We start from the raw sequence: 21,477 nt of genomic DNA on the forward strand, positions 1-21,477 counted from the left end.
GCGCCCCCGCAGCGGACCCGGAGCGTCCGCCTCCACAGCATCGGAGCCAGCACCGTGTCGCAGGAACTGCCCAAGCGCCTCGAGCCCAAGGCGATCGAGGGCCCGATCTACACCGCCTGGGAGGCGGACGGCCACTTCCACGTGCCCGCCGACGCGGTGGACCGGGACGCCGGGGACCGTCCCTACGTGATCGTCATCCCGCCGCCGAACGTGACGGCCGTGCTGCACATGGGACACGGCCTGAACAACACCATCCAGGACGTGCTCATCCGCTGGCAACGCATGACCGGCCGGCCCACGCTGTGGGTTCCCGGCACGGATCACGCCGGCATCGCCACGCAGAACGTGGTAGAGCGCCAGCTGCGCGCCGAGGGGCAGACCCGTGACGACCTGGGCCGCGACGCGTTCGTGGAGCGCGTGTGGTCCTTCGTGGACGAGACCGGGGGACGCATCCTGGACCAGCTCCGGGCCATCGGGTGCAGTTGCGACTGGACCCGTACGCGCTTCACGCTGGACGACGGGCTCTCGCGCGCCGTGCGCACGGTGTTCGTGGAGTTGTACGAACGCGGCCTGATCTATCGCGGCGAGTACATCATCAACTGGTGTCCGCGCTGCCTGACCGCGCTGTCCAACGAGGAGGCGGAGGCCGAGGAGACCGAAGGTCGGCTCTACCACCTGCGCTATCCCTTCGCGCCCGAGGACGCCGCGCGCGCCGAGCAGGCCGCGGCCGCGGGGGCCGGTGCCGTCAGCCGGCTGGAGGACGGTCGCTGGGCCCTGACGGTGTCCACCACGCGGCCGGAGACCATGCTGGGCGACACCGCCGTGGCGGTGTATCCCGGGGACGACCGCTACCGCGCGCTGGCCGGAGCACGGGTGGAGCTGCCGCTGACGGGCCGTACCATCCCGGTGGTGGCCGACGAGGCAGTGGACCCCGAGTTCGGCACCGGGATGGTCAAGGTGACGCCCGCGCACGACCTCAACGACTTCGAGATCGCGCAGCGCACGGGAGCGGAGCTGCTGGACGTGATGACCCCGGACGGGCACATGAACGAGCGCGTGCCCGAGCCGTTCCGGGGGTTGGACCGCTTCGAGGCGCGCACGCGCGTGGTGGAGGCGCTCACCGCCGAGGGGTTGTTCGCGGGGTCGGAGCCGCACACGCACGCGGTGCCGCACTGCTACCGTTGCCACACGGTGGTGGAGCCGCGTCTGTCCGAGCAGTGGTTCGTGCGCATGAAGCCCCTGGCGGAGCCGGCGCTGGCCGCGTCGCGCGACGGCACCATCACCTTCACGCCCGAGCGGTGGCAGAAGGTGTACGAGCACTGGATGGAGAACATCCGCGACTGGTGCATCTCCCGGCAGCTCTGGTGGGGACACCGGATCCCCGTGTGGTACTGCGACGACTGCGCCGGCATGACCGTCGCGGTGGACGCGCCCACCGCGTGCGAGCACTGCGGCAGCGGAGCCCTCCGTCAGGATCCGGACGTGCTGGACACGTGGTTCAGCTCGTGGCTCTGGCCGTTCTCCACCTTGGGATGGCCGGAGCGGACGGAGGACCTGCGCGCCTTCTATCCGGGCAGCACACTCGTGACCGCCCCGGAGATCCTGTTCTTCTGGGTGGCGCGCATGATCATGGCCGGATACGCCTTCCTGGGTGAGGCGCCCTTCACCTCGGTGTACCTGCACGGCACGGTGCGCGACAAGCAGGGTCGCAAGATGTCCAAGTCCCTCGGCAACGGCATCGATCCGCTCGAGGTGGTCGACGCGTTCGGGGCGGATGCGCTGCGCTTCACGCTGGTGAGCTCCGCGGCGGTGGGCACCGACATCTACCTGGACCACGAGGACGTCGAGGGCTCGTTCGCGCCCGGCCGCAACTTCGCCAACAAGGTGTGGAACGCCGGGCGGTTCGCGCTGCTCAACCTCGGTGACGAGCCGGTGCTCCGCGTGGAGGACGTGGCCGGCGACCTCGAGGCGGCCGACCGCTGGATCCTCTCGCGCCTGCAGAGCGCCGCCGCCGCGATCGGAGAAGGGCTCGAGCGGTTCCGTCTCAAGGAGGTCGCCGACCTCGCGTACCACTTCTTCTGGGGCGACATCGCCGACTGGTACCTGGAGCTCATCAAGCCGCGGCTCAAGCCGGAGGCCGACGCCGCCAGCCGGGAGGCGGCCCGCGCGACCCTGGTGCAGGTGCTGGACGGCGCGCTGCGGCTGCTGCACCCGCTCATCCCCTTCGTGACGGAGGCGCTGTGGGGCCGCCTGCCCGCGGCCGGCGGGGAAGGGCGGGGCGCCTTGATCGTCGCCCGGTGGCCCGAGCCCGAAGCCACCTGGCGGGATGCGGACGCGGAGGCCCGTTTCGCGCAGCTGCAGGAGCTGGTCGTGACCGTCCGCAGCCTGCGCAAGGAATACGGCGTGCCGGAGGGCCAGACCGTGCCGGTGCGCCTGGACGGGGAGCGGGCCGCCGTGCACATCGGCCACCTCGAGCGCGAAGCGGAGGCGTTGGCGCGCATCGGCGGCATCGGGTCGCTCACCCACGGCGCCGTCGCGGGTGTCGGGGCCAGCGCGGTCCTCACCGACGGCACCGAGGTGTTCGTGCCGCTGGAGGGCCTCATCGACCTGGACCGCGAGCGGGAGCGGCTCGCGACCGAGATCGAGCGGTTGCGGGCGCAGCACGCGCAAACCGAAGCCAAGCTCGCGAACGCGGCGTTCGTGGAGCGGGCACCGGCGGACGTGGTGGCCAAGGAGCGCGAGAAGGAAGCGCGTTTCCGTGAGCAGGCCGAGACGCTGGAACAGAAGCGGAGGGCGCTGACGAGCCGATGAGACGCCGGGTGTGGCTGCTGGCCCTGGCGGGCGCCGCGTGCGCCCGTCAGGGCGCCATTCCGGGAGGTCCCCCGGACCGGATCCCCCCCATCGTGGTGGAGACCCGCCCGGCCCCGTTCGCGGTGGTGCCGGACGGCTGGGAGGACCCGGTCGTGATCCGCTTCAACGAGCGCATCAGCGAGCGCGGCGGCGGAGGGTCCCTCGACGACGCCGTCGTCGTCTCTCCGGAGCTCGAGGACGTGCTGGTGGAGCACACCCGCACGGGGCTCGAGATCCGGGCGCCCGGTGGGTTCCCCCCCGGTCACGTCTACCGCGTGACGGTGCGCCCGGCGATCCAGGATCTCTTCGGCAACTCGATGCGCGATCCGTTCGAGCTGGTGTTCTCGACCGGCCCCGAGCCGGTCCCCACCGTCGTGGCGGGAACGGTCACGGACCGTATCACCGGACAGCCGCGCGAGGTGCGCGTGGATGCTGTGGACGAGAGCGGCGCGTCCGTGTATCCGACGCGCAGCGATCGCAACGGGATCTTCGCGCTGCGCTACCTGCCCCCGGGGCGGTACCGCCTGCGCGCGTTCGAGGATCGCGACCGCGACGCCGAGATCGATTTCTCGGAGGCGCAGGCCCAGACCACGGCGCTCCTGAACAGTGGCGCCGACACCGTGATCTATACGCTGGCCGTGCTGGAGGGCGATTCGACCGCGGCGCGGCTCACCGGGATCGAGGTGCGGGATTCGGCCACGCTGGCGCTCGAATTCGACGACTACCTCGATCCCGACCTCCCGCTGAACACCGTGCGGCTCCGCTTCACTCCCGCGGAGGGTCCGATTGCGGATACGCTGCCGAACATGCAACGCGTGCTCCACCCCCATCAGTATGAGGCGCTGCTGCGGGAGCAGGCGGCCGCGGCGGATACCCTGGGAGACACCGTCGCCGCCCGTCCGCTCCCCCCGCGTGTGCCGGTGGCGCCGGGTGTGGCCCAGCCGCCCGGTGCCGTCCCCCCCGACGAGCCCCGTCCCGGGCAGTCCATCGTGGTGCTGCTGGATCGGCCGCTACCGGTGGACGTGCCGCTGACGGTGGAGGTGAGCGGGGTCGTGAATATCCACCGCATCCCGCTGGGTGGCGGCGAGGAGACGGTCGTGTGGGAAGCTCCCGCGGACACGGTGGTGCCGCCCGGGGACACGCTCAGCGTGCCGGACAGCCTGCGGCCGGACACGACGGGGATCGCCCGGGGCAGGGTCGGGTCCGCGTCGACTCCGTCGCTGGGTTCGGGTCGGGCTGCGCGTATCCCTTCCACCCCTCCGCGAACGCCCCGGGCACGCGTGCGCGTCCGCTCCCTCCCGGAGCGCTGAGGCCGTGGCGCAGCCTTCCTCGGATCCGCGTCGCCACCTCCCCGCGGTGGATCGCCTGCTGCACTCGGACGCCTTCGCCCCGTTGCTCGCCGTCACGCCGACGGCCGACGTCGTGCGGCACATCCGGCGCGTCCTCGACCATGCCCGCCGCGGCGACGCGCGGCTTCCGCTGCCCACGGACGCGGCCGGCTGGCGGCAGCGCGTGGAGACCGACATGGCGGCCGAGCGGCGGCGCGGACTCCTGCCGGTCCTCAACGCGACCGGCGTGGTGCTGCACACGAACCTGGGGCGGGCCGTCCTCTCGTCCGGTGCCGCCGAGGCGGTGGCCGGGATCGCCCGCAGCTATTGCACGCTGGAGTTCGACCTGGACCGGGGGGAGCGCGGGCATCGGGGCCTCCGTGCGGAGGCCCACCTGACCGAGGTGACCGGGGCGGAATCCGCCCTCGTCGTCAACAACGCCGCCGCGGCGCTCGTGCTCGCGCTCGCGTCCGTGGCGCGCGGCGGTCGGGTGGTGGTCTCGCGCGGGGAGCTGATCGAGATCGGCGGCCGGTTCCGGATCCCGGACGTGGTGGAAGCAGCCGGGCTGCGTCTCCACGAGGTCGGCACCACCAACCGCACCCGTCTGGCGGACTACATGCGCGCCCTCGAGCCGCCGGGCGTGGGGGCCGTGCTCAAGGTGCATCGCTCGAACTTCCGGATGTCCGGGTTCACCGAGGAGGTGGCGCCGGAGGACCTGGTGGCGTTGGCAGCCGCGCGGGGGATCCCGGTGGTCCACGACCTCGGGACCGGTCTGCTGGTCGACCTGACATCCCACGGTCTGCCCGACGAGCCCACCGTCCAGGCGTCGGTCCGGTCCGGCGCGGCGTTGACGGTCTTCTCGGGGGACAAGCTGCTGGGCGGTCCCCAGGCCGGGGTGCTGGCCGGGTGGGACGAGGCGGTCGCGCTGGCCCGCCGTCATCCGCTGGCCCGGGCCGTGCGGGCGGACCGCCTGACCCTGGCGGCCCTGGAGGCCACGCTGGCCGCCTACCGCGATCCCGGACGCGCCTGGGAAGAGATCCCCGCCCTGCGCATGATCGCCCTGCCCGAGGCGCGCCTGGAGGCGCGGGCCCGGGCGGTGGCCCGCGCGCTGGCCGACCTTCCGGTCGCGATCGGGGTGGAGGCGGGGGCCTCCGTGGTGGGCGGCGGCACCCTGCCGGGCGCCACCCTGCCGACCCGCGTGCTGCGGGTGCCGGGTGGCGATGCCCTGTCCGCCCGGCTCCGACTCGGCGAGCCCGCCGTGGTGGCGCGCGTGGAGGAGGGGGCGGTGCTTCTGGACCTCCGCACCATCCTGCCCGAGCAGGACGGGCCGTTGGTCGGGGCCCTGCGCACGGCGTTGACCTCGTTTCCGACCCCGGATTAGCTTCGCCTCGTGCCCCCTGTCGTCCGAACCCGATGGACGCGCCGGGGGTACCAGGAATGGACCCCGGCCATACAGGGGCGCTCAGGAGGACGCATGGCGGAGCTGACGTTGACACCGACCGCCGTCAAGACGGTCGAGAAGTTCCTGGAAGAGCATGGCGGCACGGGTGGCGCGGGCCTCAGGGTCGCGGTCCTGCCCGGCGGCTGCTCCGGCTTCCAGTACGGTCTGAACATCGAGGACGGGCCGGAAGAGGACGACGAGATCCTCGACCGTTCCGGGGTGAAGGTGTTCGTGGATCCCTTCAGCGCGCAGTACCTGGAGGGCGTGGAGATCGACTACGTCACCGGGATGATGGGCTCGGGATTCACCTTCAAGAACCCGAACGCCACCGGCGGGTGTGGCTGCGGCTCCTCCTTCACCGTTTGAGCGGCTTCGGGCAGGAAGACAGCGAGCGGTCCGTGGAAGCGCGTCCGCGGACCGCTCGGTCGTTGGGACCCCTCGCATGACGGACGTGCTCCGCTTCGAGGGTGGGCCGTTCGCGGAGAACACGTACCTGGTGATCTCCGGCGGGCGCGCAACCCTGGTCGACCCCGGCTGGGCCACGCCCCGGGCGCTGCGCGCGGTGGAGGACCGCGGGCTCCCGCTCGACGCCGTGCTGCTGACCCACGCCCACATCGACCACGTCGAGGGCCTGCCGCTCCTTGCGGACCACGCGCCCCTCCCGGTCCGCCTCCACCCCGACGACCTGCCGCTCTACCACGCCGCCCCGGCGCAGGCAGCGGCGTTCGGCGTGGAGCTGGGCACGTTGCCCACCGTGCAGACGGACCTGCACCACGGACAGGTGCTCACGCTGCCCGGGGAGCTGGAGCTCCACGTCCGCCACGTGCCCGGGCATGCGCCGGGCCATGTGCTGTTCCACGCACCGGCCGAGCAATGGGCCCTCGTGGGCGACGTGGTCTTCCTGGGCTCGATCGGACGGACGGATCTCCCGGGCGGCGACTTCCACACGCTGATGGCGTCCATCCGGCGTGAGGTCCTCGGGCTGCCGGACGACACGCGCCTGCTGCCCGGCCACGGGCCCGAGACCACCGTGCGTCACGAGCGCGTCTCCAACCCGTTCCTCATCCCGCAGTACGGAGGCGAGCGCGCGTGATCAGGGTCGCCGTGCTGGCGTCCGGCAGCGGCACGACCTTCCAGGCTCTCCTGGACCACGTCCAGGACCACCGACCCGGGTGGGAGGTGGTGACGCTCGTCTCGGACCGGCCGGACGCGCACGCGCTGGATCGGGCACGCGCGGCAGGCATCGACGCGTGCGTGATCCCGGTCACCGGCCGCCCCGACGCGGAGGTGGCGGAGGAGACCCTCGCGCACCTGCGCGTCCGGGGTGCCGACGTGGTTGCGCTGGCGGGCTATCTGCGACTCGTTCCAGCCGCACTCGTGGAGGCGTTCCCCGATCGCATGCTCAATGTGCACCCCGCGCTCCTGCCGGCCTTCGGGGGAAAGGGGATGTACGGCGACCACGTGCATCGGGCCGTGCTGGCGGCGGGCGCGCGGCTCACGGGACCGACGGTGCACCTGGTCAACGCGGAGTACGATCGCGGACGGCCGCTCGCGCAATGGCCGGTTCCGGTGCTCGCGGGGGACGAGGTCGCGTCGTTGCGCGGGCGGGTCCAGAGTGCCGAGCGTGCCCTGTATCCGCTGGTGCTGGACCACGTGTGTCACGCCCTCTCCGGAGGCCGCCCCGTCACCCCGCTCGACTGGTCGGGCGCCTGGCTCGCCGTGGCGCCGACCGGAGTTTCCGATCCTTCGACCCTGATGCGAACGAGCTGCACATGAACGACACCCCCCGACGCGCCCTCCTCAGCGTCTCCGACAAGCGCGGCATCGAGCTCCTGGCGGCAGCGTTGCACGAGCGAGGATGGGAGATCCTGTCGACCGGTGGAACCGCCAAGGCGATCGAGGCGGCCGGCGTGCCGGTGCTCAGCGTATCCGCGGTCACGGGGCATCCCGAGATGTTGGATGGCCGGGTGAAGACCCTCCACCCGGCCGTCCACGCCGGCCTGCTCGCGCGCCGGGACCGCCCGGACGACATGGCGGCCCTCGACACGCACGGGTACCGCCCCATCGACCTGGTGGCCGTGAACCTCTATCCGTTCCGGGAGACCGTCGCCCAGGGCGACGTAGGCGTCCCCGCGGCCATGGAGAAGGTGGACATCGGCGGACCGACCATGATCCGGGCCGCGGCAAAGAGCCACGCGGACGTGTGGGTGATCGTCGATCCCTCCGACTACGCCGTGGTCCTGTCGGCGCTGGACGAAGGCGGGGAGCATCCCGACCTGCGTCGGCGGCTGGCCGCCAAGGTCTTCGCGCACACGAGCGCGTATGATGCCGCCATCGCGGGCTTCCTCGGCGACGGGAACGCCGAAGACGCCGACACGCTGCACATGCAGGGTCATCGCGCGCTCCGCTACGGTGAGAACCCGGATCAGCCGGCGGCCTTCTACGCGCGGGCCGGAGGCGGGGGATTGGCGGCGATCGAGCAGCTCCACGGCAAGGAGCTCTCGTACAACAACTACCTCGACCTCGACGGCGCGCTGCTGGCGCTCGCCCCGTTTGCGCTCTCGGAGGCGCCGACGGTGGTGATCGTCAAGCACACGACCCCCTGCGGCATCGCCCAGGACACCTCGCTGAGCGGGGCCTACGGGCGCGCACTCCGCACCGACCCCGTGAGCGCCTTCGGCTCCGTGATCGCCGTCAACCGGGTGGTGGACGCCGAGGCGGCCACCGCGATCAGCGGGTTGTTCGTCGAGTGCCTCATCGCGCCGGATTTCGATCCCGGTGCGCTGGAGATCCTCACCCGCAAGAAGAACGTGCGCTTGATCCGTATGCCGGAGACGGCGGACGTCTCCTTGGAGCTGCCGGCCGGGCTGGCGGCCCTCCCCGGTGGCGCGCGGGCCGCGCGGTTCCTGCTCGGGCCGGGGCTGGGGGCGGCCGCCGATCAGTACCGCACCGTGTACGGCGGCGTCCTGCGCCAGCGCTCCCCACTCCCGCCCTGGCCCGAGGGGAACGGTGGGGAGTGGCGGGTCGTGAGCGAGCGTGCGCCCACGGCCGCCGAGGAGCGCGACCTGCGCTTCGCCTGGGCCGCGGTCTACGCCGTGAAGTCCAACGCGATCGTCTTCGCCAGGGATGGGGCCACCCTCGGGATCGGTGCCGGCCAGATGAGCCGGGTCGACTCCTCGCGGCTGGCGGTCTGGAAGGCCGGGGAGGCCGGGCTCCCGCTTCAGGGCTCCGCCCTGGCGTCGGACGCCTTCTTCCCCTTCCGCGACGGCGTGGACGCCGCGGCCGCCGCCGGTGTGTCGGCGATCGTGGAGCCGGGGGGCTCCGTCCGCGACGAGGAGGTGATCGCGGCCGCGAACGAGCATGGGATCGCCATGGTGTTCACCGGCCGCCGGCTGTTCCGGCACTAGGTCGGTGGGGCGCCGATCCCCCGACCCAGCCTCGGGGGTGCCCGGCCCGCCGCCCCCGCGGCATCGGTCCGGAGCGGGGGCCCGGATGGCAGGCCCGGTCCGGGGCGCCTCGCCGGTTCGGCTCCCTCCGAGGGGGACGAACCTCCAGCTTCCGGTGTAGCAGCCTTGAGCGGAGGGGCGGGGCCCCTACATTGGCCGGCCTGGAGCGGTGTCCGAACTGGCTAAGGAACCGGTCTTGAAAACCGGCGCCCGCAAGGGCATGTGGGTTCGAATCCCACCCGCTCCGCTGTCGGGCCGCGCCCGACCGACATGACGACGTGGATTCCAATGGAGGAAGAGATGCAGCGAGTGCCCGTGCAGGCCCCGGCCGCGGCTTCGGCCGGATCCAGACTTCGAGAGCACCTGCGGGGGCTCGGGATGAGCGCCGTCCTGGCGGGGCTCGGCCTGGCGCTCGTCGCGGCCGTTCCCGGCCGTGACGCGGACGCCGTAGCCGCCACCCCGGCGCCCGAGGCACACCGGGCGGTCAGCTTCGCCAACGACGTCATGCCGATCCTCAAGCAGTACTGCACGCAGTGCCACGGCGACGTGAAGGACGGCGAGAAGCAGCTCGAGGAGGGGCTCGACCTCACCTCGCACGAGACGCTCATGCAGGGCTCGACCTGGGGTACGGTCGTGGAGGCCGGCAACGCCGATGAGAGCCTCCTCATCCAGATGATCGTGGACGGGGACATGCCCAAGGACGCCGAGGAGCCCTTCCCGGCGGAGAAGCTCGAGGTGTTGCGCACCTGGGTGAACGAGGGCGCCCAGAACAACTGACGATGGCCCGGGCGGGAGGGTCGGACGGCCCTCCCGCCCGGGGTGGCCGCGCCGGCGGGCGGCCCACAGGTCGTTCCGCTCCGGGGCGGGTCGAGTGACGCCTGGCGGGTCCTTCCGCCCGCCCTTCCGATCGATGATCCGGCCTCCTCCCGAGCGCCATCCCCCCGCATCAACCCCTTCGCATCCTCCCGCCCACCCGGCCGCAGCACCCGCTCAAACCCCGTGCGAGCACTGCCGATACTGACGGTGCACGGGGGTGATGCCCGGCGCCCGCCGGGTGGTGTCGTCCCGGCCGTCCAGGAAGGGGGAGCGGTCCAGCGTGGACATCGGAAGTCTCGGCGGCCTCGTCGCCGGCGCGGGCCTCGTGCTCGCCGCCATCATGCTCGGGTCGGGGATCGGTGCCTTCATCGACGTCCCGTCCGTACTGATCGTCGTCGGCGGTACCATCGCCGCGGTCTTCATCGCCTTCCCCGGCGGCGAGCTCAAGATGGTGGGCAAGGTGCTCGGGCGCGTCTTCAAGAGCCCCAAGCACGAGATGATCGCCCTGATGCAGTTCCTCATCGAGTGCCGCAAAGCCGTCGGCAAGGACGGACTGCTCGCGCTCGAGGGGCTGGCGGAGAAGGCTCCGAGCGAAGCGGTCGCGAAAGGGCTGCTGCTGGTGGCCGACGCGACCGACGCCGGCGCCCTGCAGGAGATCCTGGCCACCGAGCGCAAGGCCATCCAGGAGCGTCATCTCACCGGGCAGAAGATCTTCAACGAGGCCGCGAAGTTCGCACCCGCCTTCGGGATGGTGGGCACCCTGATCGGTCTGGTGCAGATGCTGGCCACCCTCGACGATCCTGCGAGCATCGGTCCCAAGATGGCGGTGGCGCTGCTCACCACCCTCTACGGCGCCCTCCTCGCCAACCTGATCTTCCTGCCGATGGTGACGAAGCTGGACCGGCGCCTGAACGTGGAGATGGTGCAACTCCAGCTCGCGTTCGTGGGGATGATGGCGCTGCGCAAGGAGGATTCGATCGTCCTCATGCGTGAGAAGTTCAAGGCCTTCATGCCCGAGCGCTCCGACCTCGATACCGCCCTGGAAGGCCAGGCGTGACCCCGGGCGGGACCGCGACCGCCGGCACCGAGCCGGAGACCCGGGACGCATCGGCACCGGGGCCGCCCGCGGCCGCTCCACCGCCTCCCGCGCCCGCGCCACCTCCCGCCAAGGGCAAGGCGGTCGAAGAGCTCCCACCGCTGCCCGACGACGGCCCTTCCGGTCCCCCGCCCGAAGAGGGTGCGCCGGCGTGGGTCATGACGTTCGGGGACCTGATGAGTCTCCTGCTCACGTTCTTCATCCTGCTGTTCTCCATGTCGACCATCGAAGTGGAGAAGTTCAAGGCCGCGGCGGAGTCGCTCAACGAAGCGTTCGGCGAGATCGGGCCGGGATTCGCGCCGTCGGAGCCGACGGCCGGGACCCCGTCGGATACCACCATCGTCGTGGGGGAGGCCGGCGCCCGGAAGGTGAGCCAGGCCATCACCGACATCGCCAGCGTGCTCCAGCAGTTCGTGCAGGAGAACGAGATGGCCGATCAGGTCGTCGTGTCGTCGGACGCGAACGGCGTCTACCTGCGCATCCAGGACGTGGCCCTGTTCCGGCCCGGATCGTCCAACATCGAGGAAGCCAGCGTCGAGATCGTGCAGCGGCTGGGGATGATCCTCCAGGCGATCCAGGTGCCGGTGGTCGTCTCCGGACATACGGACGATCGGCCCATCCGCTCCCCCGTCTTCTTCTCCAACTGGGAGCTGTCGGCGGCGCGCGCGGCGGGGGTGGCCCGCTTGATGGTCGCGGCCGGACACGAGCCCGCTTCGCTGACGGTCGAGGCCTACGGGGAGTACCGTCCGCTCGCACCCAACGACACGGAGGAAGGACGCTCCCAGAATCGCCGGGTGGAGCTGTTCTATTCGCGTCAGGCGATCGAGGACATCATGCGGGAGCGCGGTCTGCTGGACGACCAGGCCGCCCCGGCGGCCGAAGCGGCGGCGTCCGAAGAGGCCCCTGCCGACGTGCCTCCGGCCGAGGCGCCCCCGACGGGCTGAGCACCCGCGCCCCAGGCGCGCCCGCGCCCGGACCGGCCCTCTTCCACGGCGCGTGCGCTCCCCCCGCGGGGTGCCCCCGTGGTTCGGCGACCTGCTAGATTCCACGCTCGATCCAGGCGCGGAAGATCTCGGAGGGAGCACCCGCAGTGAGCACGTGGAAGCGCAGGAGCACCGTCGCGGTCGACGTCGGCGGGGTCCAGGTCGGTGGAGACGCCCCGGTGGTCGTCCAGTCCATGACCAACACCGACACCGCGGACGTGGGCGCCACCGTCGAGCAGGTGGCCCTGCTGGCGGCGGCGGGCAGCGAGCTCGTGCGCGTGACCGTCAACCATCGCGAGGCGGCGCGCGCCGTACCCGAGATCGCGGAGCGGCTGACCGATCGGGGCGTGCAGGTGCCTCTCGTCGGGGACTTCCACTACAACGGGCACCTCCTCCTCACGGAGTTCCCCGACTGCGCGCGTGCGCTGCACAAGTACCGGATCAACCCCGGCAACGTGGGCACCTCCCGCCGGGACGAGAACTTCCAGGCCATCGTGCGGGTGGCGCTGGAGCACGGCAAACCCGTGCGCATCGGGGTGAACTGGGGCTCGCTCGACCAGCGGCTCCTGACCGAGCTCATGGATGCCAACGCCCGGGCGGCCGCGCCCAAGGACGCGGGCGAGGTGCTCATCGACGCCATGGTGGAGAGCGCGCTGCGCTCGGCCGCCCTGGCCGAGGAGACCGGCCTCGCCCACGATCGCATCATCCTCTCGGCCAAGGTGTCCTCGGTCCCGGACCTGGTGCGGGCCTACCGTCAACTGTCCCCCCGCTCGGACTACCCGCTCCATCTCGGCCTGACCGAGGCCGGACTCGGGACCAAGGGCGTCGTCGCCACCACGGCCGGCCTGGCGGTCCTGCTGTCGGAGGGCATCGGCGACACCATCCGCGTTTCCCTGACGCCGCAGCCGGGCGGGGATCGTGCGGAGGAGGTGCGCGTGGCACAACAGATCCTGCAATCCCTCCAGATCCGCAGCTTCGAGCCCCAGGTGACGTCCTGCCCCGGATGCGGGCGCACCACGTCCACCTTCTTCCAGGTGATGGCACAGCAGATCACCGACTACATCCGCGCACGGATGCCGGAGTGGCGAACCCGCTACCCGGGGGTGGAGTCGATGGACGTCGCGGTGATGGGATGCGTGGTCAACGGCCCGGGGGAGTCCAAGCACGCCAACCTGGGCATCTCTCTCCCGGGTACCTTCGAGGAGCCGAAGGCGCCCGTCTACGTGGACGGCGAGCACTACACGACGCTGAAGGGGGACGGTCTGGTCGAGGAGTTCCAGGACATCCTCGAGGCCTACGTGGAGCGGACCTACGGGGGGGTGACGGCGGGGGGTGCTCGCTAGGAGCCGCCGTCAGCGTGTACGGTCACGAGGTGCCCCGCGTCGGGTTCAGGATCCACTTCAGCGAAAAGCCGTACAGACCCGATGCGGCCGCGAGGGTCACCGCGAAGCCGATCGAGAAGAAATCCATGTAGGTGATGCTGGCGACGACGAAGACCACGGATGCGATCACCGTGGCGGCGTCGGCGCTGATCCCCTGGGAGCGCCCGCGCGCGGCGTTCACCCCCGCCTCGAGACGGGACACCATGCCGAGGGGAAGCGGGGCCTCCTCTCGCGCCAGCTCCCGCAGGGCGAGCACGAGCTCCTCGTCCGGATGCTCGAGCGGGTTGCGTTCGGGGTTCCGTTCCATTCCGTACCTCCGTTCGGGGGGAGGTGGATGTCGACTTCTCACGCGCGTTTCATGTCAAGCGAAGATCGTGCCGTTCTCCGATCTCGGAGCGCAGACGCCCCAGGGCCCGATGCAGCGAGGCTTTCACCGTGCCTTCGGCGCGTCCGAGGATCTCGGCGACCTCCGCGGTGCTGCGTTCTTCCACCACTCGTAGCAGGACCACCTCCTTCTGGAGTGCGGGCAGATCCGCGATGGTCTGCCAGATGCGGGACTTGGCCTGCTCGCCCTCGATGGTCGGCGGCAGGTCTCCGTCCGTCTCCCGGTTCCACCACCCCCAACGACCAACGCGCAGTCCCTCCCTGCGCCGACGTCTTCTCCGGTGCGACCGCCCCACGTTCAACGTGATGCGATACAGCCACGCCCCGAGCGGCGCCTCCGGGGGACGGCGATGCAGATTGCGACTGACGTGGATCCAGACGTCCTGGAGGATGTCTTCGGCTTCCATGTCCCCCTCCGCGAAGGCCGCCGCCACCGGCAGCAGCCGGGGCGTGTACTCCGTGATCATCTCGCGGATCTGTCGCGCGTCCGCGGTACTCACGCCGGGGGGCTCGTCATCGGGGGGGAGGGGCCGCGAGCGGCCCCGTCAGGGATCCATCTCTCGCGCCGCGCGCTGAGACGTCTTCCAACCCACGGCCGCTGCGACCGCAAAGGGGACGTAGGGAACCAGGAGGATCGACAGGGGCGCCCCCTCGAACAGCGCGCTGAAGCGGGTGACGTTGGCCCATGCGGAGAGCAGGAACGCGACCAGGGGCACGAACGTCCAGCCGATCAGGAGCTGGGCCACCCGTCCGTCGATCTCGCGGCGGAACGCCACCCGGGCGTGCAGCCAGGTGGACAGCCCCACCGCAAGGCCGATCAGGATGAACGGCAGGCTCAGCGACAGCAACCGCCGGCCGGCCGCCACCGCGACGTTGCGGGGGTCCCGGAGTCCGATGCGGCTGGCGCTCGCGTCGGCGTCGGACGCCTCGTTGCTCCCGAGCACCCGGATCATGGCCTGTGCGGCACCCACCGTGTCGATGAGCGTGTGGTCATCGAAACCCCAGAGCGTGTTCGACCCAGGCGCGCCCGCGTCGGGCCGATGCGCGCCTGCCGCAGGCGTGGAGGCGGCTTCCGTGGTGGGGTTCAGCAATGCCCGAGCGCTGGGAGGTCCGACCGCAGAGTCCATGAACAGCATAAGGCCCGACGCCACGAATGCGAGGGTCAGGGCCTGACGGGCGACGATCTGTCGCGGCGGTAGCGCGCCGATCACGAGGCCGGCGGCCACCGGTACGATGTCGAAGAGGAAGGGAGGCAGGCGCAGGAGGGCGGTCCGGGCGCCCCGCGGGCCGGCCGGAGCGAAGAGCGTGCCCAGCACGAACACGACCGATGCGAGCGCCAGCAGGATCCAGAAGTGGACCCAGGCCTTGGCGTCCCGGGCGTCCGGATCCACGTCCGATCGAACCACGTCAACCGCGCTCACTGCACCCCCGGGGCTCGCAGCCGCAGAGGGCCCGGACGGGCCCCCTCCTCAACGTAAGAGAACGCTACCACGGACCGAAACCGTTTACTGGGGCCGATCCCGCCGCCCCGGAACCCGTGCCGTCCAGCGGCACCGCGATCGCCCGGGCTGCGCCCACCGACGAGCGCCGCGAAGCTCCCGGGAAGGGGCGTCCGAACCGATTCGACGCCCGTGTAAACCGATCTCCGGGGTCGTGGCGTTATAGGGTCGAACATGGGGGCGGCCGCCCGGCCACTTCGGTGGTTTCAGGCGGCGAGCGATTGAGTGGGCGATGGGGGGCGCACACGAGATCGTCTCACGCTGGGGCGGTCGTTCTCCGTGTTCGGGTCGAGACCAAACACAACCAGATCTGGACAAGGAGAGCACCCATGCGGAAGGCCCTCAGGGTCGTGCGCAAGCACTGGATCCTCGCATCGTTCGTGCTGGTCAACCTCGGCATTGCGGCCCCCGCGGCGGCCGGCTTCAGCAACAACGTCTGTCTGGATCGCGGCGCCGAGGAGCTGTTCGCCTGCTGCGCGAACTGCTGGCTGTTCTGCTACTGCTCCGTCTGATCTCCCACCCGGAGCTCCCGCGCCCCCGATGAGCGGATCCCGCAAGACCTTCATGATCGTGGGCCTGCTGGCCCTCGTCACCGGAGCCCACGCCTTCATCCAGGCCAAGCTCTCCGGTGGTGGCAACGTGTACGTGTCCCGACTCGAGATCGGGGAGCGTGTGCGTGATCTGGCGTCCCTGGATGTCACCGACCTGACCGACGGCACCCCGACGACGTTGTTGACGGGGAGTTCCTGCGAGGTCGTCGTGGTCTTCGAGTCCACGTGTCCATGGTGCCACGAGGCCGCGCAGCGGGAGGCGCGTCGCGATGAAGGGCCGGCCCTGCCCACCACGTGGGTGGTGCCGACCGACGATCCCGGGGCGCGGGAGTTCAGGGAGCTGGTCCACTCCGACAGTCGTGTGGTCTTCCGCGACGACATCAAGAAGGTGCTCGACATCCAGGCCGTCCCGGCTGCGCTGCTGATCCGGGATGGGGAAGAGGTGCTGAACACATGGCCCTACCAGGGCAACGAGAAGCCCGAACGCTACGAGAAGCAATGCACCGCCGCGGTCGAGTCCTGATCCCGGCGGCGGCTGCCGTCCTTCTGGTCGCGTGTGGCGCAGGCGCCGCGCGCGATCTCGATCGTGCCGTGCTGCTGGACGGTCGCCGCGAGCTGTCCAGCGCCGTTCCCGCCGAGCCGCTTCCGTGGACCGACCTGCGCTCGGACTTCTCGGGCCGCGACACGCTCCTGCTCATCCCGAACTCGCTCTGTTTCCTCGATCGCAGCCTGCTCGTCAGTGACGGCGCCACGGAGCGCATCGACTGGTTCGACGAGAGCGGCGGCCACGTCCGCTCGGTGGGGCGCGACGGCGAGGGGCCCGGCGAGTTCCGCCGGCTGGAGACCGTCCGCTGCCGCGACGACGGCACCGGTTTCATGGCCGTGGATGCGGAGCAGTGGACCGTCCAGTTCTTCGATGGACAGGGACGGTACGAGCAGGTGCTGGAGGCGCCTCCGATCCCCCAGGGGATCCCGTTCATGGGTGAGTTCGCCCTGGCGCGCGACGGACGCTGGGTCGATTCCTGGTTCAGCGCGGACCTCGGGCCCTACCTGAAGGATCCGGCCGCCTGGGACGGTGTCCGGCTCGTGCGTGTATGGGGGCCCGACGGCGCGACCATCGGAGGTGTGGGCGAGCCCACGCCCTACGAGGACGTGGTGCTCCGGCGTGTCTTCAACCACGTGAGCGCGGACTTCGTCGGCGATACGCTGTGGGTCCTGACCCAGGCGGACGCGACCATCCGCGGGTACGACGCGTCCGGCCGTCCGGTGGGCGAGCCGATCACGCTCCCGGTCTACCACCGTGGGGTGGACCCCGTCGTGATGGTGGGCAGGCCGGTCGCATTCGGCTACCGGCAGAATCGCGCGGTCTACCAGCCCAACGTGACGGGATTGGCCGCGCTCTCGGGTGGTCGGTTCGCCGTGCTGCGCTTCCGCGAGTGGCGCGAGGTCCAGCGCGGGACGGGGGACGGCGGCTACAAGGACTTCTGGCCCCGCTCGTTCGTCGACGTGGTGGACCGGCGGGGTCGGGTGGAGGCGAGCTACGAGCTTCCGGGCCGTGCCGTCACCCTCGCGTCGGACAAGGGCGACCGCGTGGCGGTGATCACGGAGGAGCTCGAGACCGCGGTCCGAACCGTCCTCGTCTCGGCGCTACCCGGCGTCGATCCACGCGCGTCGCGGACCCCGGTCCTGCTCGCGGCCGGTCCCCCGGATCCCGCGCCCCGCGGTCGTGGCGAGGCATCCGACGCCGGCCCGTTCCGCCTCGCCTCTGCCGGCGGAGGTGCGTTGCAGCAGTGAAGCCCCGGACGGGCCGCGTGTCGCTCCCGGCCCGCCCTGCAAGACCGGTTCAGACGGTGCGCCGACAGGTCGCGCCGCTCTCCCCCTGAACGGGGCGCCCCCGGCGCCCGCGGTTGTCTCATGGGCATGATCAAGACAGTGCGATCTGTGGGCGCGCTCCAGGGAGCGCGCGTATGTCCCTCGCGCATGGTGGGGCATCCGCAGCAGATGCTCACCCTGGACGAGGATCACCTCGTCCTGCTGAACGAGACCGCCCCACCCGCGCTACGCGTGGTGGACGTCGCGCGTGCACGGGTGGTGCGGCAGAGCGGGAGCCGGGGCCACGCGCCCGGGGCCTTCCTGGGGCCGCGCTCGCTGACACGCAGACCGGGCGACGCCGGCGGGGTGTGGGCCTTCGACTCCGTCCTGCAGCGTCTGACCCGCTTCGAGGTGGGAGAGGTCGCGTTCGCGCTCCCGGCGCGCCAGCCTGCGCCCGAGGTCGTGGCCCTCGACGCGCGTCACCCCGTCCAGCAGGCGGAATGGGACGCCGACACGGTCGTGAGCACGGGGGCCTTTCCGTCGGGGCGGCTGGCCCGCTTCGACGCCGACGGGCGGCTGCTCGAGCAGTTCGGCACCGTGCCGGGAGATCCCGACGAGGACATCGCAACGCGTCACCGCGGCTACGACTCCGTGCTGCGCGTGCACCCGGACGGCGGACTCTACGTGCTGGCCACCCGCCGCGCCGACCGCCTCGAGATCCTGGGCGCGGAGGGCAGCGTGCTGGCATCGGCGCCCAGACTGCAGGAGTTCGAGCCCCACTACCGGGTGGACCGGACGTTCGGCCGCCCGGTGGCCCTCTTCGATGAGCGGACGCGCACCGGCTACCTGGACGTCGTGGCGCGGCGCGACCGCATCGTGGCGCTCTATTCCGGTCGCCGGCCCCTGGAGTGCGGGTCGGCTGCGGCCGCGGGCCGTCTGGTCGTCGAGCTGGGCTGGGACCTGACCCTGCGCCGCGCGTTCGAGCTCGACCACGATGCGGTGGCCATCGCGCTGTCGCCCTGTGGTCGCACGCTGTTCACGGCCGTGCGCGATCCGGGTCCCGGCCTCCTGCGCTACGCGCCCGAAGCGGAGCGGATGCAGGCCCGCGTCATCCCGTTCCCCGCCGCGCGGGTGGTCTGAGCGCGGGGACCCGGTCGTCCCAGGATCGCATTGACCCTCCATAGCCACCCCCCGTACGCTTCTCGGCACGGGCGGGTCTCCCGCCAGTGGCAACGCTGGGCCGTGAGCGCGCATCCCAACGGGAGCGTTGCGGCGCTGCGGGCGTGTCCCCGCCGACCTCCGGTCCGGCGGATCCACAGGCGGAAGGTGGCCTCATGACGTTCTCCAGGCAGACGCTGGGCGGATTCACGGTCCTTCTCATCCTGGCCGCACTCACCACGGGCGTGTACTTCAGGTTGCGCGGGGAGACGCCCGAAGGCGAGGCTGCCGCGTCCACGGAAGAGACGGACGACCCCACCGCAGAGACCTCGGCGTCGCTCCAGTTCTCCACCCAGGGGGCCGTGCCGGTCGTGGGACGCGAGGTCCGGCGGGACACCCTGTGGATCTCGGTCACGGCGGACGGACGGGCGGAGCCCATCCGGGAGGCGCGGGTCAACGCGCTCGTGGCGGGAGAGATCCGCTCGGTGGACGTGCGCGAGAGCGACGCCGTCGGCGAGGGCGCAACGCTGATCCGGATCGACTCGACGGAGTACGCGCTCGAGGTCGCGCGCAACCGTAGCGAGGTCCTGGCGGCGGAGGCGCAGTACCGCCAGAAGATCCTGTTCGACGAGGAGATCCCCGATCCCGCCCTGCGCGCCGAGCGCGAGCGCTTCGCCCGGTCGATCAGCGGATTCGATCGCGCCCAGGTGGCGCTCGAGGTGGCCGAGCTCGCGCTGCAGCGTACCCGTGTCCGCGCCCCGTTCGCCGGGCGGGTCGCGGACCTCAAGGTCGTGCCCGGCCAGTTCGTGTCCGAGGGCACCGAGCTGCTCACGCTGGTGGACCTCGACCCCATCAAGGTGGAGGCCCAGGTCCTCGAGAAGGACCTGAGCCTCCTCTCGCGGGGTCGGCGCGCGCGGGTGACGTTCACGGCCCTCCCGGACGAGGTGTTCTCCGGCACGCTGGAGACCATCAACCCGGTCGTCGATCCCGAGACCGGCAGCGCTCGGGTCACGCTCCACCTGCGCAATCCACAAGGGCGTATCAAACCCGGCATGTACGCCCGCGTCTCGCTGGAAGCGCAGCACTTCCCGGACCGCATCCTGGTCCCACGCAGCGCCGTCCTGGAACGGGACGGACGGCCCATGCTCTTCGTGGCCCGACCCGACGGGGACATCCTCCGATCGGAGTGGCGCTACGTCACACCGGGGCGTGAGAACGAGACGCTCGTCGAGATCCTCGACAACCCGGACACGCGCATGGTCGAGCCGGGCGAGATCGTCCTGGTGGAGGGGCACACCTACCTCATCCACGACGCGGTCATCCGGTTGGAGGAGACCCTCGCGCCAGGGCAGGGGAGACCCGGCCGATGAGGCTGCGCGCGCTTGGGCTGCTGTGCGCCCTCGCCGCGGGCGGACCGCCGGCCCTCGCGGCGCAGCAGCCCGCGCCCCTCACGCTCGAGCAGGCATTGGAGCGCGCCCGGACCGGCAATCCCGAGTATCGCGCCGCGCTCAACAACCTGGAGCTGACGGTGCCGGAGACGCGACAGGCCTGGGGCGCGTTCCTGCCCGAGCTTTCACTGTCGGCAGGGACCAACGGCGGGTTCGTGCGTCAGCTCGTCGGAACGGACGACTTCGGCAACCCGGTGGCCAACCCCAACGCCCAGACGCGCTACAACTCGGGCTCCCGTCAGGGCCTCAGCATCAGCATGCCGCTGTTCGAGGGCGGACGTCGCTTCCACGCCCTGGGCGAGGCGCGCGCCGCCGGTGAGGCGCGGCGCTGGACGGCCACCGCGGAGCTCGTGCGCGTGGCCGCGCAGGTGGAGCGCGACTTCTTCGCGGCGCAGCGCCAGCAGGAACTGTTGGCGATCGAAGAGGAGCTCCTCGAGGAGAACCGCAGGGACCTCGATGCCACGGAGCGCCTCTTCGCGCTGGCCGCCAAGAGCCGCAGCGACGTCCTCGGTGCCCAGCTGGCCGTGCGTCGCCAGGAGGTGGAGGTGCGGAGCGCCTCGGGGGAGCGCGCCAAGGCCCTGCTCTCGCTGGAGGCGGCGGTGGGGGGGGCGGCGCCCGTGGGCGCCGTGGCGCCGGCGGCGCTGGACCTCTTCGACCCGGCCGCGCTGGACATCGATGCCCTGGTGGAGCGTGCGGTGGCCACCAGCCCCGTGGTGCGCGGCGCGGAAGCCGGGCAGCTGGCGTCCAACGCGAGCGCCGCCGCGGCCCGCGCGGCGCGCTGGCCGTCCGTGAGCCTGTCGGGAGGGCTCGGGCGCGGGACGTTCGGGCCCGACGCGGACGCCCTGTTCGACCTGACGCCCGACGACCAGTCGCAGGGGTCGTTGGAGCTGTCGCTCCGCATCCCCCTCTTCAGTCGCTTCCAGACGTCGTATCAGATCGCCCAGGCGGAAGTCGCGTCGCGCAACGCGCAGGAGACCACGCGCCAGCGCCGCCTGGAGGTGGAGCGTGACGTGCGGCAGGCGTCGATCGACCTGGACAACGCCTATGAACAGGTCCAGACCACCGCGCAGGCCCAGGAGGTCGCCGACGAGCGTCTGCGCCTCGTGCGCGAGGAGTACCGCCTGGCCGTGAAGTCGTTCGAGGACCTCCAGGCCGCCGTGCGTGAAGCCGCCGAGGCTCGCCGGGCCGCCGTCTCCGCCCGCTACGACTTCGTGCTGGCGCGCGTCGCGCTGGAAACGGCGGTCGGGGCACCGATCCGGCCCGGCGCGCCGGAGCCGGACTGA

At 71.6% G+C, this 21,477-nt stretch carries 20 protein-coding genes and 1 tRNA gene; 18 read left to right on the forward strand and 3 right to left on the reverse strand.

Going from position 1 to position 21,477, the window contains the following annotated elements:
* The first annotated feature begins 54 nt into the window (after positions 1 to 54).
* The 12 genes from R3E98_03415 (at position 55) to ispG (ending at position 13,303) form a co-directional block, all read left to right on the forward strand.
* Positions 55 to 2,811, forward strand: a complete 2,757-nt coding sequence (locus R3E98_03415) for a valine--tRNA ligase (protein ID MEZ4422432.1) — start codon at positions 55 to 57, stop codon at positions 2,809 to 2,811.
* Positions 2,808 to 4,160, forward strand: a complete 1,353-nt coding sequence (locus tag R3E98_03420; protein ID MEZ4422433.1) for an Ig-like domain-containing protein — start codon at positions 2,808 to 2,810, stop codon at positions 4,158 to 4,160. Before R3E98_03415 ends, R3E98_03420 begins: the two co-directional genes overlap by 4 nt.
* 4 nt (positions 4,161 to 4,164) lie before the next feature.
* Positions 4,165 to 5,559, forward strand: a complete 1,395-nt coding sequence (gene selA / locus R3E98_03425; GenBank protein MEZ4422434.1) for an L-seryl-tRNA(Sec) selenium transferase — start codon at positions 4,165 to 4,167, stop codon at positions 5,557 to 5,559.
* Positions 5,560 to 5,652: 93 nt separating this feature from the next.
* Positions 5,653 to 5,985, forward strand: coding sequence for an iron-sulfur cluster assembly accessory protein (locus tag R3E98_03430; GenBank protein MEZ4422435.1), 333 nt, complete (start codon positions 5,653 to 5,655; stop codon positions 5,983 to 5,985).
* A 76-nt stretch (positions 5,986 to 6,061) separates the two neighbouring features.
* Complete coding sequence (locus R3E98_03435) at positions 6,062 to 6,712, forward strand: MBL fold metallo-hydrolase (protein MEZ4422436.1); 651 nt, start codon at positions 6,062 to 6,064, stop codon at positions 6,710 to 6,712.
* Positions 6,709 to 7,395 (forward strand): phosphoribosylglycinamide formyltransferase, encoded by a 687-nt coding sequence (locus tag R3E98_03440; protein ID MEZ4422437.1) that lies wholly within the window; start codon positions 6,709 to 6,711, stop codon positions 7,393 to 7,395. Before R3E98_03435 ends, R3E98_03440 begins: the two co-directional genes overlap by 4 nt.
* Positions 7,392 to 9,026: a bifunctional phosphoribosylaminoimidazolecarboxamide formyltransferase/IMP cyclohydrolase gene (purH, locus tag R3E98_03445; GenBank protein ID MEZ4422438.1), complete on the forward strand. Its 1,635-nt coding sequence runs from the start codon at positions 7,392 to 7,394 to the stop codon at positions 9,024 to 9,026. Before R3E98_03440 ends, purH begins: the two co-directional genes overlap by 4 nt.
* A 202-nt stretch (positions 9,027 to 9,228) precedes the next feature.
* A tRNA-Ser gene (locus tag R3E98_03450) sits at positions 9,229 to 9,312 on the forward strand.
* A 53-nt stretch (positions 9,313 to 9,365) separates the two neighbouring features.
* Entirely contained in the window at positions 9,366 to 9,842 is a 477-nt protein-coding gene (locus R3E98_03455) for a c-type cytochrome domain-containing protein (protein ID MEZ4422439.1), read from the forward strand.
* A gap of 319 nt (positions 9,843 to 10,161) precedes the next feature.
* Positions 10,162 to 10,938, forward strand: coding sequence for a MotA/TolQ/ExbB proton channel family protein (locus R3E98_03460; protein MEZ4422440.1), 777 nt, complete (start codon positions 10,162 to 10,164; stop codon positions 10,936 to 10,938).
* Positions 10,935 to 11,921 (forward strand): flagellar motor protein MotB, encoded by a 987-nt coding sequence (locus R3E98_03465; GenBank protein MEZ4422441.1) that lies wholly within the window; start codon positions 10,935 to 10,937, stop codon positions 11,919 to 11,921. The genes R3E98_03460 and R3E98_03465 overlap by 4 nt, the downstream gene beginning before the upstream one ends.
* Before the next feature lie 146 nt (positions 11,922 to 12,067).
* Entirely contained in the window at positions 12,068 to 13,303 is a 1,236-nt protein-coding gene (ispG, locus tag R3E98_03470; GenBank protein ID MEZ4422442.1) for a flavodoxin-dependent (E)-4-hydroxy-3-methylbut-2-enyl-diphosphate synthase, read from the forward strand.
* 22 nt (positions 13,304 to 13,325) lie between these two features.
* Here the strand turns inward: ispG and R3E98_03475 are convergent, their stop codons facing one another.
* Genes R3E98_03475 through R3E98_03485 form a run of 3 tightly spaced genes read right to left on the reverse strand, consistent with a single transcriptional unit; the run spans position 13,326 to position 15,117 of the window.
* Positions 13,326 to 13,649: a hypothetical protein gene (locus R3E98_03475; GenBank protein ID MEZ4422443.1), complete on the reverse strand. Its 324-nt coding sequence runs from the start codon at positions 13,647 to 13,649 to the stop codon at positions 13,326 to 13,328.
* A 49-nt stretch (positions 13,650 to 13,698) separates the two neighbouring features.
* A complete protein-coding gene (locus R3E98_03480) occupies positions 13,699 to 14,226 on the reverse strand; it encodes an RNA polymerase sigma factor (GenBank protein MEZ4422444.1) in 528 nt (175 codons plus the stop codon).
* Positions 14,227 to 14,271: 45 nt separating this feature from the next.
* Positions 14,272 to 15,117 carry a hypothetical protein gene (locus R3E98_03485; GenBank protein MEZ4422445.1) on the reverse strand — a complete coding sequence of 282 codons (846 nt, stop codon included), beginning with the start codon at positions 15,115 to 15,117 and terminating at the stop codon, positions 14,272 to 14,274.
* A 437-nt stretch (positions 15,118 to 15,554) separates the two neighbouring features.
* On the opposite strand from R3E98_03485, the gene R3E98_03490 reads away from it, so the two are divergent.
* From R3E98_03490 to R3E98_03515, 6 genes are all read left to right on the forward strand, one after another.
* On the forward strand, positions 15,555 to 15,737 hold the full coding sequence (locus R3E98_03490) for a hypothetical protein (protein ID MEZ4422446.1): 183 nt from the start codon (positions 15,555 to 15,557) through the stop codon (positions 15,735 to 15,737).
* Between the two features lie 28 nt (positions 15,738 to 15,765).
* The gene (locus R3E98_03495) at positions 15,766 to 16,299 is read left to right on the forward strand and encodes a hypothetical protein (protein MEZ4422447.1); all 534 of its coding nucleotides are present in this window, start codon (positions 15,766 to 15,768) and stop codon (positions 16,297 to 16,299) included.
* Positions 16,275 to 17,570 (forward strand): 6-bladed beta-propeller, encoded by a 1,296-nt coding sequence (locus R3E98_03500; GenBank protein ID MEZ4422448.1) that lies wholly within the window; start codon positions 16,275 to 16,277, stop codon positions 17,568 to 17,570. The genes R3E98_03495 and R3E98_03500 overlap by 25 nt, the downstream gene beginning before the upstream one ends.
* Before the next feature lie 126 nt (positions 17,571 to 17,696).
* A complete protein-coding gene (locus R3E98_03505) occupies positions 17,697 to 18,728 on the forward strand; it encodes a hypothetical protein (protein MEZ4422449.1) in 1,032 nt (343 codons plus the stop codon).
* Positions 18,729 to 18,922: 194 nt separating this feature from the next.
* Entirely contained in the window at positions 18,923 to 20,116 is a 1,194-nt protein-coding gene (locus R3E98_03510) for an efflux RND transporter periplasmic adaptor subunit (protein MEZ4422450.1), read from the forward strand.
* A complete protein-coding gene (locus tag R3E98_03515) occupies positions 20,113 to 21,477 on the forward strand; it encodes a TolC family protein (GenBank protein ID MEZ4422451.1) in 1,365 nt (454 codons plus the stop codon). Before R3E98_03510 ends, R3E98_03515 begins: the two co-directional genes overlap by 4 nt.

The sequence above is a fragment of the Gemmatimonadota bacterium genome, assembly GCA_041390125.1.
In the GTDB taxonomy this organism is placed as follows: Bacteria; Gemmatimonadota; Gemmatimonadetes; order Longimicrobiales; family Gaopeijiaceae; genus JAGQIF01.

Excerpts from the sequence above, each read along its gene's own strand:
- R3E98_03490 (MEZ4422446.1), top strand. The coding sequence starts at position 15,555 with ATGCGGAAGGCCCTCAGGGTCGTGCGCAAGCACTGGATCCTCGCATCG.
- R3E98_03435 (MEZ4422436.1), top strand. The coding sequence starts at position 6,062 with ATGACGGACGTGCTCCGCTTCGAGGGTGGGCCGTTCGCGGAGAACACG.
- R3E98_03510 (MEZ4422450.1), top strand. The coding sequence starts at position 18,923 with ATGACGTTCTCCAGGCAGACGCTGGGCGGATTCACGGTCCTTCTCATC.
- R3E98_03430 (MEZ4422435.1), top strand. The coding sequence starts at position 5,653 with ATGGCGGAGCTGACGTTGACACCGACCGCCGTCAAGACGGTCGAGAAG.
- R3E98_03455 (MEZ4422439.1), top strand. The coding sequence starts at position 9,366 with ATGCAGCGAGTGCCCGTGCAGGCCCCGGCCGCGGCTTCGGCCGGATCC.
- R3E98_03420 (MEZ4422433.1), top strand. The coding sequence starts at position 2,808 with ATGAGACGCCGGGTGTGGCTGCTGGCCCTGGCGGGCGCCGCGTGCGCC.
- R3E98_03475 (MEZ4422443.1), bottom strand. The coding sequence starts at position 13,649 with ATGGAACGGAACCCCGAACGCAACCCGCTCGAGCATCCGGACGAGGAG.
- R3E98_03515 (MEZ4422451.1), top strand. The coding sequence starts at position 20,113 with ATGAGGCTGCGCGCGCTTGGGCTGCTGTGCGCCCTCGCCGCGGGCGGA.
- R3E98_03495 (MEZ4422447.1), top strand. The coding sequence starts at position 15,766 with ATGAGCGGATCCCGCAAGACCTTCATGATCGTGGGCCTGCTGGCCCTC.
- R3E98_03505 (MEZ4422449.1), top strand. The coding sequence starts at position 17,697 with ATGATCAAGACAGTGCGATCTGTGGGCGCGCTCCAGGGAGCGCGCGTA.
- R3E98_03500 (MEZ4422448.1), top strand. The coding sequence starts at position 16,275 with ATGCACCGCCGCGGTCGAGTCCTGATCCCGGCGGCGGCTGCCGTCCTT.
- purH (MEZ4422438.1), top strand. The coding sequence starts at position 7,392 with ATGAACGACACCCCCCGACGCGCCCTCCTCAGCGTCTCCGACAAGCGC.